We start from the raw sequence: 12173 nt of genomic DNA on the forward strand, positions 1-12173 counted from the left end.
GCGAAGCCGTCGTGCGGCCGGGCGTTTTCAGGCACAGAAACTCTCCATCTGGGTCGGTACCCAGGTTACTCGCATGACCACGCGCTCAGGACCGCTGGGCGAGCGACGCCGGCACGACGAGGCCGGTCTCGTAAGCGAGGATCACCAGCTGCGCGCGGTCGGGTGCACCCAGCTTCGTCATGACCCGGTTCACGTGGGTCTTCGCCGTGTGCGGCGAGATGACCAATCGCTCGGCGATCTGTTGATTGGTCGCACCCCCGGCGACCAAGAGCAGTACTTCGCGCTCGCGGAGCGTGAGCTGTCGCAACGGTTGCCCCACCCACGCGTCCGCAGCGGGAAGCCTCGGCAGTATCGTGCGGGCGATCAACGCGCTCGTCGCCGCCGCCGAGAGCAGCGCTTCGCCGCGATGGATGGTCCGTACAGCGGCCACGATGTCTTCCGGTTCGGCGCTCTTGCCGATGAAGCCGCTGGCACCTGCCCGCAGTGCCTCGACGACGTACTCGTCCTCTTCGAAGGTCGTGAGGATCAGCACGCGGGTCGTACCACTCGCCTGGGAGGCGCAGATCTCTGCGGTGGCCGCGATGCCGTCGAGTTCCGGCATCCGAATGTCCATCAGGACCACATCGGGAGCAGTCTCCTGCGCGGCGACGACGGCCGCGCGTCCGTTCGCGGCTTCGCCGACCACCTCGATCCCGCCGTCCGTGAGGATGTCGCGGACGGCCTGACGGATCAACGGCTGGTCGTCGACGATGAGGACGCGTGTCATGTCCGGTCCTCCGCCGTGGGGATCTCGACGCGCAATCGGAACTCGTTCCCCTCGGGTGCGGCGTACACGCGACCGCGCACAGCCGCGACGCGTTCCCGCAATCCGCGCAGACCATGGCCGCTCGGCGAGGCATCCACGCCGTCCGCGCCGACCGCATTCGTCACGGTGATCTCGACCGCGCCGTCGCCGTCGCGGATCATGAGCGTCGCCCTCGCACCCTCACCATGCTTGTGCGCATTCGTGAGTCCTTCTCTTATCGCCAGATAGGCCACATGTTGGCTCGCTCCTCCGAGCTCTCCGAGCCCTGCATCTCGATGCAGGTCGACGCGCAACCCCGCCCCCTCGACCTGAGCCACGAGCTCGTCTAGACCGTCCAGTCCCGCAGGCGGATGCCGGTCGCCCTGAGCTTCCGGATCGCCGTCGCGGAGCACGGACATCAATCCGCCGATGTCGGTCAGCACGGTTCGCGAGGCCGCACGGATCGTGGTGAGCGCTTCCTGTGCCCGCTCAGGCCGGTCGCTGATCGCCGTCGAGGCGACGCCCGCGTTCAAACTGATGACGGCGATCTGGTGGGCGACGATGTCGTGCAGATCGCGGGCGATCCGCAACCGCTCTTCGGCGACGCGACGCCGCGCCTCTTCCTCCCGAGTGCGCTCGGCACGTTCCGCGCGTTCTCGCATCGCGTCTGCGTACTCCCGGCGGGTGCGCGTCGCGTCGCCGAGCGCGCCGGCGAGCACGATGAAGAGAAGGAACTGCAAAGCGCGCGAGTCGAAGACCTCGCCGTCCAGGGTCACCGCGTTCGTGAGAAGCACGATCAGGGCCGTCGCTCCGACCACCGGCAGACCGACACGCCGCGGGAGCCGATCGGTGACGGCGAATGCGGCGATCGCGACCGCGACCATCGCCCCTGGCGAGAGCAGGCCGAACAGCGCGGCGATCATGCTGCACGCGAGGCAGACACCGAGAACCTCGATCGGCCTCCGGCGGCGGAACGGCATCACCGCCGCGGGCAGGAGGGCCGGCACCAACAGCAGTCCGCGGGCCTGGAAGACAGCCTCCGGATACGGGAGGAAGCCGAGCAGCACGACGATGGCGACGGCCATCACGTCGGTCAGCGATGTCGCGAGACCGGAGAAGCGGAGTGACGACACTCTCCCAGTATTTCGTGCCGGGGAAGGGCCCGAATCCCTCTCCGGGATGACTATCACGTACTGCGAACGCGGTACCGAGGTGTCCGCGCCGGGTGGATGCCCGCGCACGATCCCGAGATCAGGCTGGTGGAAGTGCGCGCAACGCGTGCCCGAAAGGACAGCAATGAAGAAGGCAGCAAGACGCACCCTGCTCACTCTCACCGGAATCGCGACGGTGATCGTCGTCGGCCTCGCCACGACGACCGTCGTCAACGCCGTGGCCACGGAGGCGGAGAAGGGCGAGATCGAGTCCTACGGACAGTCGGTCACGGTGGACGGGAAGAACATGAACGTCCTCGTCACGGGCGACGGGCCCGAGACGATCGTGCTTCTCCCCGGATTCGGCACCGCCTCGCCGGTGATCGACTTCAGGCCGATCATCCCGGGGCTCGCCGAGGATCATCGCGTCGTCGTGGTCGAGCCGTTCGGCTACGGCCTGAGCGACGGCACGGACAAGGCGCGGACGACCGAGAACATCGTCGGTGAGGTGCACGAGGCGCTGCAGTCGCTCGACGTCGACGAGTACATCCTGATGGGGCATTCGATCGCCGGCATCTACGGGATCGAATTCGCCGAACGCTACCCCGCGGAGATCACGGCATTCGTAGGAATCGACAGCAGCCTGCCCGGTCAGCCGAGTACGGATGCCGCATTGCCGATCGGACTGCTCGTCACGGCCAGGAACCTCGGTCTGATGCGGATCATCACCAGCATGAACGACGGCGGGTACGTCCCGCCGACCTACTCGGCGGAGGATCGCGAGCAGATGGGCATGTTCACGAACCGGAACACCCTGGCTCCGAGCTACGTCGATGCCATGTCCCGCCTCGGCGATATCTTCCACGAGGCCGAAGGCAAGAGATTCCCCGAGGATCTGCCGCTCCTGCTGTTCGTGCAGAAGCACAATGAGACGGTGCCGGAGTGGCTGGATCTCCACGAGGAGCAGGCGTCCGGCGTGACGGATGGCACCGTCATCCCCCTGGACGGAGGGCACTACCTCCACCACACGCACGCGACGGAGATCGTCGACGGCTTCCGGGAATGGGAGGCAGGCCGGATGCCGACGGACTGACCGGTGTCAGCGTCGCGTGATCTCGCCGGAACCCGAGACATCTTTCGAGACGTCCGGGTCTCCGTCATAGGAGATGCCACCGCTGCCGTCGATGACAGCCTCGAGGGAGTCGTCGACGTTCACGGACGCACTCCCTGCGCCGTGGACGGTGACGACGGCATGCACGCTGCGGAGGCGAGCGGCGTCGTAGCCGCCGTCGCCGTTCAGCTCGACGTTCTGGGTCTCCGTCGAGCCGTCGATCGTCACGCCTCCCGAACCGTCGACACGCACGGTCAGGTTCTCGGCTCGGGCGTCGCTGACCTCGATACCACCGGAGCCGTCGACGGTGAGAAGCACGTCGGCCGCGTCGATGCCGCGGGCTTCGACGTCTCCGGAGCCTCTAACCGACACCGTCGGCTCGACCGCACCGGAGAAGTCGACCGATGCGTCGCCGGACCCGAGCACCGCGATCGACTCGAGCGACGTGACGGTGAGTTCGTAGCGGATATCGCCGTTGCGCAGCAGCGGGTCGCCGTCCATGTCCAAACGCAGCACACCGTCCTCGATCTCCGCGGTCAGACGGTCGATGATGTGCTCTCCCGCTGTGACTCGCAACGACGGAGTGTCGCCGAGGGTGACCGTGAGATCTCCATCGGTGCCGAGTTCGACGACGGAGACGTCCGTCACGGGGCGGTTCTCTGTGACCGCGGCACCTGGATCGAGCGCGGCGCAGCCGGTCAGAGCGGTCGCCGCGACGATGAGTACCGCGGCGGCAGAGACGAGGAGAGGTGAACGCATGGCCACAGCGTAGGTTCACGAGCACGATGATCGACAGCTACCGAAGTAGCAACATCGTCTCCCCCCTGGGTATGAGCGCGATCCGTCGAACGGGCGATGCATCCCGTAGCGTGAAGACATGAGAGCAGTCGCCCGTTGGATCCTCGCGATCGCCCTCGGCGCGATCGGTGTCATGCATTTCACCGCGACGCGCGGGTTCCGTGTCGTCGTGCCCGACTGGGCTGTACAGCTGACCAGGCTCGACAAGGAGACCATCGTGCTCGCCTCGGGGGCGGCGGAGATCGCGCTCGCGACGGGCCTCGTCGCTCTCCCCCGCGAGCGACGACGGATCGGGTGGGCGACGGCCGCGTTCTTCGTGGCTGTCCTCCCGGGGAACATCCATCAGTGGCGGACGCGCCGCTCCACCCCTGGACTCGACACCGACGGCCGTCGCTTCGGTCGCCTCTTCCTCCAGCCGCTGCTCGTGCTCTGGGCACTCTGGGCCACGGCCGAACCGTCCCGCCGACGCTGACGCGTCCTCACGAAAGAACTGCGTGATGACCTCCCCCTCACTCGTCTGGTTCCGCGACGATCTGCGACTGGCGGACAACCCTGCGCTCCGCGCGGCGATCGACCGAGACGAGCCGATCATCGCTGTGTTCGTGCTCGACGAGGAATCCGACGGGGTCCGCCCGCTCGGCGGCGCGGCGCGCTGGTGGCTGCATCACTCGCTGGCGTCGCTCGGCGAACGGCTGCGCGAGCGCGGGGCAGCTCTGGTCCTGCGCCGGGGCCCGGCGGACCGGGTCATCCGCGAGCTCGTGGCGGAACTGGGCGCCGGTGCGGTGTTCTGGAACCGCCGGTACGGGGGTCCGGAACGCGCGGTCGACGCCGGCATCAAGTCAGCGCTCCGAGCCGACGGCGTCACCGTGGCCTCGTTCGCGGGATCGCTGCTGCACGAGCCGTGGACCGTCACGACCGGGAGCGGCACGCACTACTCCGTCTTCACTCCGTTCTGGCGTGCGTGCCTCGCTCTGCCCGCTCCCCGCGCACCGCTCCCGGAGCCTCGCGAGATCACCGGAGCGCGAGACCTGCCGGCATCCGACTCTCTCGACGAGTGGGAGCTCCTACCGACCAAGCCCGACTGGGCAGCGGGCCTGCGCGAGACATGGGAGCCCGGTGAGCCTGCCGCACGGCGACGCCTGAAGGAGTTCCTCTCCGACGACCTTCCCGCATACGACCGCGCCCGCGACGAGCCGTCGGCGGGAGCAACCTCGTTGCTGTCGCCGCGGCTGCGTTGGGGCGAGCTGAGTCCCTACACGGTGTGGCACGAGGCGGTCGGTGTCGACGGCGCCGGACGGTTCCTGTCCGAGGTCGGCTGGCGCGAGTTCGCCTGGCACACCCTGTACCACTTCCCTGATCTCGCGACGAAGAACCTGCGGCGCGAGTTCGACGCCTTCCCCTGGCCCCCGCTCGATCCGTCGCTCCTCGACGCGTGGGAGCACGGCGAGACGGGTGTGCCGCTCGTGGATGCCGGAATGCGCGAGCTCTGGCACACCGGATACATGCACAACCGCGTTCGCATGGTCACGGCGTCGTTCCTCATCAAGAATCTGCTGATCGATTGGCGGCTCGGCGAGGAATGGTTCTGGGACACCCTCGTCGATGCCGACGACGCCAGCAATCCGTTCAACTGGCAGTGGGTCGCCGGGTCGGGCGCGGATGCCGCCCCGTACTTCCGTGTCTTCAATCCCGAGCTGCAGGCCAAGAAGTTCGACCCGCAGGGCGTCTACATCTCCCGATGGGCGTCGGATGCGCCACAGCTGGCCATCGTCGATCTGGGTGAGACGCGCAAGGCCGCCCTCGCCGCCTACGAAGACGTCAAGCGCGCTCCGCGGGCGGAGAAGTGACAGCCTTGCACCCGATCGAGGCGAACGGAACGATCGTGATCGGCGCCGGAGTGATCGGCGCGTCCATCGCGTACCACCTTGCAGCGCGGGGCGAATCGGTGACGCTGATGGATGCCGCGCTGCCGGCATCCGGCGCGACCCGGCACTCGTTCGCGTGGATCAGTCGATTCGGGAGGCCGAACGGTCCGGCTGCCGCGCTGCGCGATCTCGCGAAGGACGACTGGGATCGTCTGATCGCGGAGGTGCCAGGACTCGATCCCGTCTGGTCGGGAGCGCTCACCTGGGGCGAGGAGTTCCGCCGCGATCTGGCCGACAGGGCCGACGATCCGATCGCCCTCGAGCCAGGACTCCGGCTCCGTCCATCCGGCGCACGGTTCAGCGCCGACGACGGATGGATCGATCCGGTACGGGCAGCCGAGCAACTGATCGAGGCGGCGAGGCACCGCGGCACGCAGACGCGGTTCGGCCAGCCGGTGCTGCGTCTCGTCCGCGATGATGACCGCGGTGTTGTCGGCGTCGACATCGGCCAGGCGGTGCTCGAGGCTTCGAAGGTGGTGGTCGCAGCAGGCACGGGGTCGGCAGGGCTCTGCGCCTCCGTCGGGGTCGACCTTCCCATGATGTCGGCTCCCGCCGTGCTCGTGCGTCTCAGGGCAGCACCGGGGATCATCCGCCGCATCGTCGCGAACGACGACTTCGAGGCCCGGCAGGGTCAGGATGGAACGATCCTCATGCCGATGGAGTACAGCGGTGAGGACTCCGTCGAGTCGTTGGCGCAGACGGGTGAAGCAGCCCGGAAGATCCTGCTCGACTCCTTCGACGGAGCCGATGACGCGCGGGTCGTCGGCGTGGACGTGGGCTGGCGCCCGATGATGCGCGACCGCGAACCGGCCGTGGGCGAGACGAGCGCGCCGGGTGTCCACGTCGCCGTGGCCCACCCCGGCGTCGTGCTCGCCGCAACGCTCGGGCGGCTCGTCGCCGACGAGATCACGACCTCGGTCGAGGCACCCGAACTCGCGCGTTTCCGCCCCAGGCGCTTCGGCTGACCCTGCCGTCAGGCGTCGTCAGACCTTCACGCTCTGCGCCGCGCGCACACGGAACCACAGGGTCAGCTCCGCAAGCGCGCGCAGGGTCGTCGAGCGTTCGTCGCTCTCCTCCAGGTCGGCGAAGGAATCGCGGAACCCGGCGGGAGCATCCGCCGCCTCACTCTCGAGCGTCCGGTAACCCATCGTCCAGTCCTCGAAGCGGCGCTCGTCGATCGACTCCTCGATGAGTACCCGCATGTCACGGTGACGCGGGTCCGTCCCGATCGTGCGCGCGAGTCGGCGCACGACCTCGGCAGGACCCTCCAGCACCTGAATGAAGCGCTCGCCGCGGTACAGCAGCATCCCGGTGACGTCTCGATCACCGTTGAGGGAACGGCATTGCGCGAGCAGATGATCGAGCGCGGTCGAGCGGAAAGGCGCGGCCGCAGTGCTCCTGTACACGAGGGACATCAGTTCGGTGTTCTCGGTCGTCATCGGATGGCGCCCTTCAACTGCTCATCGGCCAGCGTGCCTGTTTCGGCAACGGGCTGGGACGTGGAGACGGCAGCGGTCGCATCATCGAGCGTCGGGAAGGTTCCGATCGGTCGGGACCGCGCATCGAACGCGGAGTAGCTTCCGTCGCTCTGCCGGTCGACGTATCCGAGGAAATCGCCGCCGCGGCTGCCGACATGGAATCCTTCCTCGACGCACGCCCAGAGGACGCCGGAGGACAGGGAGTGGGGATCGTTCACCCGTGCACACTACGACGACGATCGGACATGGCGGATCCCCCTTGCGCTGCGGGCATCCGGTGTGCCAGGCGAAGTCGTCCGCCTGCGGAGACGGGGCTCAGATGCGCCACACCGAGAGCATCTGCCAGCCCTCGGGAACCTTCGCTTCCAGCGCCGCCATGTCGTCGGCCTCGATCTTCTGCGGTTCGTCTCGTCGCTGGAACCGCCCCTCGACGATGCGGATGCCGCCGGGCTTCATCTCGACGTGTGCCGAGGCGAGTTCCCATCCCACCGGGGCCTCCGCGATGAGCTGCTCTCGGAGCACGGGGATCTCAGTGCCTTCCGCTGTCGCGACATGCTTCTCGGCGGGACGGATCAGGGCGGCGAGCATGAGTCCCAGCCTAGGTGCTGGCGCGGTCCGGCCGTTCAGAACATGCTGTCGAGGGCGATGGTCAGAGATTCGGCATCGAGGATCGGGGTGTCATCAATGCCATAGGACATATGGAAGACGACTCCTTCGAGCGCGATGATCGAGAGCCCGACGTGCATGCCGCTCACGCGCTCGACCCATTCGACCTTCTTGCGGAGTTTCCGACGCCATCCGGCCGCATCGGCCGGCGAGAGTGTCGTCGACACCGTCTGGAGATTGCCGATCGCGTTTATCGACTTGCATTCCACCATGATCAAGAGCTCGTGCTCCTCATGCCATGCCAGGACGTCGATCTCCCCAGGGCTTCCCGTTGCGCCGGAGAGAGTGCGCCGAATCTCGTTCGCGGCTGCACTCGTGCGAGTGACCCCCTCACCTCGCCCGAGGTCCCAATGACCTGATTCGTTCACGTTGCCGGCGACGAATCCGTGTTCCTCGAGGGCACCGAGCACCCAGGTCTCGAACGGTTCGCTGATGGCGCTCATCCATAGGTCCAACTCGTGGATCGTGGTCTGGGCCCAGGGGGCGATCGAGTCGAGGATCAGGTGCAACGACGTGACGTAACCGCCAGAGATCGGGTGCAGGGGAAATCCCGTGATCTGAATGTCGTTGCTTCCCGACTTGCCGTCGAGCGCGGCTGTCGACAACAGTGACCTGATCTCAGCGGAATCGAAGACAAGGGATGCCGACTCGACTCCGGTTGCGCCGCCTCCTGGCAGCTCGTGGAACTGTGTGTAGAAGTGCTCTGGCACGAACACGATCGCGTCCGGTGCGGCAGCTGCATCTCCGAAGCGTTGGAGCCAGAGCACCGACGCGAGTCGAAGATACAACCCACGCCAGAGTCGGGCGTATTCGATGGACTGCGGGACAAGACGCAGCCGCGACATGTCTGGGAGCAGCCGAGCAGGGTCCGCCCCATTAGCCAGTCGAGCAAGACGAGGAATCGCCAGAGTCTCCGCGAGCCGCGTGGCGTCTGGAGCCAACTGCAGCCGAGTTCCGGTGGCCACCAATGCGCCATAGGAACCGGGGCGCCCGCTATCCAACTCGGGCACCATACTCTCCATCTCTTCGGCGTATTCGTCTTCGCATGCAGCGACCAGTGCCAGGAGATCCCGTTGCGACCTGCCCGCACCGCCCCGTTCCCTCTGGCGCAAGGCGATGAGTGCCCTTTTCAGACCGGGTCTATAGCGGACCAGTGGAGAATGAACCGACGACAGTGACTGGGACCACACGCCGGCGAGGATGGGAACCCCCCAATCGACGTCGATCTTCGCTGCTTCCCGCTCGGCCCGCCGGGGCCCCACTGCGTCGAACCTCTCCTCGAGCAGAAGTGCGAACTCTTCAACCTGCCGATGCGCTCTGCTCAGACTCATGAGGTCAGCCTTTCAGCAATCCCACAGGCCCGCCGAAACACCGCGCACCGTGTCGTGCATCGGGCTCGTGAACACCGGCGGGTACCACTGACACGCGTCCATCGGAAGTGGTCGAGTCTCCGTCAACCCCCGCGGTGAGATGAGCGCATGCGACGATGGCGGTAAGCCCCTGGAGAACCCTTGGCGCGCCTGAACCGACCTGGAGGGGACACGAAAAAACCCCCGGAAATCCGGGGGTTTCAGTGTGCGCGATACTGGGATCGAACCAGTGACCTCTTCCGTGTCAGGGAAGCGCGCTACCGCTGCGCCAATCGCGCCCGTTCGGGGCTATTCAGTTTCAGGTGAGGTGGCGACGGGATTCGAACCCGTGTAAACGGCTTTGCAGGCCGGTGCCTAGCCGCTCGGCCACGCCACCGTGTGGATTGACCCCACGTGCGGAGGATTCCCGGAGGAATCCCCTGCACTCGAGCGGATGACGAGACTCGAACTCGCGACCCCAACCTTGGCAAGGTTGTGCGCTACCAACTGCGCTACATCCGCATTTCGTTCCCGGTTGTCCCGGGCACTCATGAAACATTAGCCGATGATCGGCCGGTGTCCAAACCGGAAACGTTTCTCGCGCGTGTCTCGATCCGGTGTCCTCACGGGCTCTGAGCGTCGGGTAGTATCGGTTGACGTACCCCGCGGGTATGGGCGATTGGCGCAGTTGGTAGCGCGCTTCCTTCACACGGAAGAGGTCATCGGTTCGAGTCCGGTATCGCCCACCACAATTCCTCCTCCACGCATCTCGCGACCGTGCGCTGCTATCGTGCCGGAGTGCCATCCCTTCTCGACGACTACCTGTCGAAAGACCCGAGCAGGATCCTGCACGCGACGTGGGAGACGATCTCCTCGCGCGATGCCGCAGTCCTGGATCCTCTGGTCGCCGCCCTCCCCCGAATCCGCCGCGCCGCCGATCAGGTCGACCTCGGCGGAATCGTACGTTCGAACCAGGCGAACTTCGAGCACTCCGTCGCGAAGCTCGAAAACTACCGCGCCGGCACCTGTTGGTGTGCCAACTATCCGGGGCTCATCGCCTATGACCCGCGTAAGGAGGCGACTGCCGGACACACGGAGACCCTGTCGACGAGTGAACCCGGCTGGTCGATGACGTACGTGTGCGAATGCGCCGTCTGCGGGCAGGTGTTCGACGTCGAGCAGGGCGACCACCACTTCCTCTGGTGGAAGTGGGTGCCGCGCGGGGTCAAGCGGTCTCGCACCAGCTAGAGCCCCCGCAGTCTCAGTCCAGCGGAATGCGGACGACGCGGTCGTCACCCGCAGCGGCGTCGCCTCGGCCGTCGGTGTTGTTCGTCAGCATCCAGAGCGCTCCGTCGGGCGCGACCACCACGTCACGCAATCGCCCGAGGTCGCCGACGAAGTACTCCTGGGAGGCGGTGAGATCGCTCAACGGCACCGTGCGCAGCCTTTCCCCGCGCAGGTTCGCGATGTAGACCGCACCGTCGACGACGGCGATGCCGCTCGGACTCGCCTCGTCCGGCGTCCACTGCTGCACCGGATCGACGAAGCCGTCACGGTCGGCGATGCCCTCGACATCCGGCCAGCCGTAGTTGCCGCCGGCCTCGATCACGTTCAACTCATCCCAGGTGTCCTGGCCGAACTCACTCGCATACAGGGTGCCCTCGCCGTCCCAGGCGATGCCCTGCGGATTGCGGTGACCGTAGCTGTACACCGGCGACCCCTCGAACGGATTGTCGTCCGGAACCTGGCCCTCGGGCGTCAGCCGAAGAATCTTCCCCGACAGCGACTCGAGGTCCTGTGCGCTCTGAGGCTCTCCCGCGTCGCCGACCGTCGCGTACAGCATCCCGTCCGGACCGAATGCGATCCGACCGCCGTTGTGATTGCCGGCGGCATCCATCCCGGAGATGACAGGCTCGGACTGGCCCAGCGCGAGCGATCCGGCGTCTCCCGTCAATGCGAACCGTTCGATGCGGTTCTCCGCGGCGGCCGTGAAGTAGGCATACAGGTAGGCGTCATGCACAGCGATCCCCAGCAGCCCTCCTTCTCCCGCCGCCGCCACGCCATCGACGACGCCGACCTCGCGCACGTCACCGTCGGCATCCAGTTCGACGATGCGCGCGGAATCCCGCTCGCTGATCAGTGCCGTGCCCTCGTGAAACGCGACGGACCACGGCACGTCGAGGTCCGTCGCGATCGACGTCGCCTCCCCGAGTCCTGATTCGATCATCGACGAGCGCGGGGACGGCTCGGATGCGGCCGAGCACGCGACGAGAACGGATGCCGCGGCGAACGACCACGCTGCTCCGAGCCACCGCCGTGTCGTCGTCATGGTCGCCCTCCTGGGCACTCGCCGCGAGAGACTGGCTGACCGAGAACCGGGGCCAGGTGTCTTCGACACTAGGCGTCTCTGAGATTCACGGAAAGGCTCGATCGAGAACACTGTCCCTGGCCCCTCGTAGTCTTCCCCCGTGTCGCGTCACGAAGTCCTCCCCGGCCCGTGCCAGCTCTGCGGCGGAGCGTCCGGTTCACGCGTGGGCGCCGCCTGGATCTGCGCCGCGTGCGGATGGCGGTACGGCGACGTCCCCGACAGCGATCTCCCGCTGCCGCAGATCGATGTCGTCTACTACCTGCGCTTCGACCGGCGTGTGAAGATCGGGACGAGCCGTCGTCCCCGACAGCGTCTCGCCAGCATCCGGCACGAGGAGCTCCTCGCGTTCGAGCGCGGCGACCGCTCCCTCGAGCAGCAGCGCCATCGCGAGTACGCGTCGATCCGCGAGGGCGGCGAATGGTTCACGCTCACCGACGAGCTCCGCACGCACATCACGGCGCTGCGCGACGCCGGCGACCCCTGGCAGCTCTACGCCCGCTGGTTCAGCGATGCCCTCCGCGGGGAGCGATAGCGCCCGGAATC

14 protein-coding genes and 4 tRNA genes are annotated in these 12173 nt (G+C 67.0%); 7 read left to right on the forward strand and 11 right to left on the reverse strand.

What is annotated here, in order from left to right:
* Positions 1 to 85 precede the first annotated feature (85 nt).
* Both V5D55_RS16280 and V5D55_RS16285 read right to left on the reverse strand, forming a co-directional pair.
* Positions 86 to 766 carry a response regulator gene (locus V5D55_RS16280; protein WP_435744966.1) on the reverse strand — a complete coding sequence of 227 codons (681 nt, stop codon included), beginning with the start codon at positions 764 to 766 and terminating at the stop codon, positions 86 to 88.
* Positions 763 to 1917 carry a sensor histidine kinase gene (locus V5D55_RS16285; protein ID WP_435744969.1) on the reverse strand — a complete coding sequence of 385 codons (1155 nt, stop codon included), beginning with the start codon at positions 1915 to 1917 and terminating at the stop codon, positions 763 to 765. Before V5D55_RS16285 ends, V5D55_RS16280 begins: the two co-directional genes overlap by 4 nt.
* Positions 1918 to 2080: 163 nt before the next feature.
* On the opposite strand from V5D55_RS16285, the gene V5D55_RS16290 reads away from it, so the two are divergent.
* Positions 2081 to 3028 carry an alpha/beta fold hydrolase gene (locus tag V5D55_RS16290; RefSeq protein WP_435744972.1) on the forward strand — a complete coding sequence of 316 codons (948 nt, stop codon included), beginning with the start codon at positions 2081 to 2083 and terminating at the stop codon, positions 3026 to 3028.
* A 6-nt stretch (positions 3029 to 3034) separates the two neighbouring features.
* Here the strand turns inward: V5D55_RS16290 and V5D55_RS16295 are convergent, their stop codons facing one another.
* Positions 3035 to 3805, reverse strand: coding sequence for a GIN domain-containing protein (locus tag V5D55_RS16295; RefSeq protein ID WP_435744974.1), 771 nt, complete (start codon positions 3803 to 3805; stop codon positions 3035 to 3037).
* 118 nt (positions 3806 to 3923) lie between these two features.
* On the opposite strand from V5D55_RS16295, the gene V5D55_RS16300 reads away from it, so the two are divergent.
* From V5D55_RS16300 to V5D55_RS16310, 3 genes are read left to right on the forward strand one after another with little or no spacing between them, the layout of a single operon-like run.
* Entirely contained in the window at positions 3924 to 4316 is a 393-nt protein-coding gene (locus V5D55_RS16300; protein ID WP_435744977.1) for a DoxX family protein, read from the forward strand.
* Positions 4317 to 4341: 25 nt separating this feature from the next.
* Complete coding sequence (locus V5D55_RS16305) at positions 4342 to 5691, forward strand: cryptochrome/photolyase family protein (protein ID WP_435744980.1); 1350 nt, start codon at positions 4342 to 4344, stop codon at positions 5689 to 5691.
* A complete protein-coding gene (locus tag V5D55_RS16310) occupies positions 5688 to 6734 on the forward strand; it encodes an NAD(P)/FAD-dependent oxidoreductase (RefSeq protein WP_435744982.1) in 1047 nt (348 codons plus the stop codon). The genes V5D55_RS16305 and V5D55_RS16310 overlap by 4 nt, the downstream gene beginning before the upstream one ends.
* 18 nt (positions 6735 to 6752) lie before the next feature.
* On the opposite strand, the gene V5D55_RS16315 is transcribed toward V5D55_RS16310, so the two are convergent.
* From V5D55_RS16315 to V5D55_RS16345, 7 genes are all read right to left on the reverse strand, one after another.
* The gene (locus V5D55_RS16315) at positions 6753 to 7208 is read right to left on the reverse strand and encodes a BLUF domain-containing protein (protein WP_435744985.1); all 456 of its coding nucleotides are present in this window, start codon (positions 7206 to 7208) and stop codon (positions 6753 to 6755) included.
* Entirely contained in the window at positions 7205 to 7465 is a 261-nt protein-coding gene (locus V5D55_RS16320) for a hypothetical protein (protein WP_435744987.1), read from the reverse strand. The genes V5D55_RS16315 and V5D55_RS16320 overlap by 4 nt, the downstream gene beginning before the upstream one ends.
* Before the next feature lie 97 nt (positions 7466 to 7562).
* Entirely contained in the window at positions 7563 to 7835 is a 273-nt protein-coding gene (locus tag V5D55_RS16325; protein ID WP_435744990.1) for a hypothetical protein, read from the reverse strand.
* Between the two features lie 35 nt (positions 7836 to 7870).
* Positions 7871 to 9244 carry a hypothetical protein gene (locus V5D55_RS16330; RefSeq protein WP_435744993.1) on the reverse strand — a complete coding sequence of 458 codons (1374 nt, stop codon included), beginning with the start codon at positions 9242 to 9244 and terminating at the stop codon, positions 7871 to 7873.
* 245 nt (positions 9245 to 9489) lie between these two features.
* Positions 9490 to 9561 (reverse strand) — tRNA-Val (locus tag V5D55_RS16335).
* A gap of 27 nt (positions 9562 to 9588) precedes the next feature.
* A tRNA-Cys gene (locus tag V5D55_RS16340) sits at positions 9589 to 9659 on the reverse strand.
* Between the two features lie 52 nt (positions 9660 to 9711).
* Positions 9712 to 9784 (reverse strand) — tRNA-Gly (locus V5D55_RS16345).
* Between the two features lie 151 nt (positions 9785 to 9935).
* On the opposite strand from V5D55_RS16345, the gene V5D55_RS16350 reads away from it, so the two are divergent.
* Both V5D55_RS16350 and V5D55_RS16355 read left to right on the forward strand, forming a co-directional pair.
* Positions 9936 to 10011: transfer RNA gene (locus V5D55_RS16350), tRNA-Val, on the forward strand.
* Between the two features lie 49 nt (positions 10012 to 10060).
* The gene (locus tag V5D55_RS16355) at positions 10061 to 10510 is read left to right on the forward strand and encodes a hypothetical protein (protein ID WP_435744995.1); all 450 of its coding nucleotides are present in this window, start codon (positions 10061 to 10063) and stop codon (positions 10508 to 10510) included.
* Between the two features lie 13 nt (positions 10511 to 10523).
* On the opposite strand, the gene V5D55_RS16360 is transcribed toward V5D55_RS16355, so the two are convergent.
* On the reverse strand, positions 10524 to 11591 hold the full coding sequence (locus V5D55_RS16360) for a PQQ-dependent sugar dehydrogenase (RefSeq protein ID WP_435744997.1): 1068 nt from the start codon (positions 11589 to 11591) through the stop codon (positions 10524 to 10526).
* Between the two features lie 139 nt (positions 11592 to 11730).
* Between V5D55_RS16360 and V5D55_RS16365 the strand changes: the two genes are divergently transcribed.
* Entirely contained in the window at positions 11731 to 12162 is a 432-nt protein-coding gene (locus V5D55_RS16365) for a GIY-YIG nuclease family protein (RefSeq protein WP_435744999.1), read from the forward strand.
* Positions 12163 to 12173: the final 11 nt, after the last annotated feature.

This window comes from Microbacterium sp. PMB16, from assembly GCF_051294855.1.
GTDB lineage: Bacteria > Actinomycetota > Actinomycetes > Actinomycetales > Microbacteriaceae > Microbacterium.

Excerpts from the sequence above, each read along its gene's own strand:
- V5D55_RS16280 (WP_435744966.1), bottom strand. The coding sequence starts at position 766 with ATGACACGCGTCCTCATCGTCGACGACCAGCCGTTGATCCGTCAGGCC.
- V5D55_RS16290 (WP_435744972.1), top strand. The coding sequence starts at position 2,081 with ATGAAGAAGGCAGCAAGACGCACCCTGCTCACTCTCACCGGAATCGCG.
- V5D55_RS16295 (WP_435744974.1), bottom strand. The coding sequence starts at position 3,805 with ATGCGTTCACCTCTCCTCGTCTCTGCCGCCGCGGTACTCATCGTCGCG.
- V5D55_RS16300 (WP_435744977.1), top strand. The coding sequence starts at position 3,924 with ATGAGAGCAGTCGCCCGTTGGATCCTCGCGATCGCCCTCGGCGCGATC.
- V5D55_RS16305 (WP_435744980.1), top strand. The coding sequence starts at position 4,342 with ATGACCTCCCCCTCACTCGTCTGGTTCCGCGACGATCTGCGACTGGCG.
- V5D55_RS16315 (WP_435744985.1), bottom strand. The coding sequence starts at position 7,208 with ATGACGACCGAGAACACCGAACTGATGTCCCTCGTGTACAGGAGCACT.
- V5D55_RS16325 (WP_435744990.1), bottom strand. The coding sequence starts at position 7,835 with ATGCTCGCCGCCCTGATCCGTCCCGCCGAGAAGCATGTCGCGACAGCG.
- V5D55_RS16330 (WP_435744993.1), bottom strand. The coding sequence starts at position 9,244 with ATGAGTCTGAGCAGAGCGCATCGGCAGGTTGAAGAGTTCGCACTTCTG.
- V5D55_RS16360 (WP_435744997.1), bottom strand. The coding sequence starts at position 11,591 with ATGACGACGACACGGCGGTGGCTCGGAGCAGCGTGGTCGTTCGCCGCG.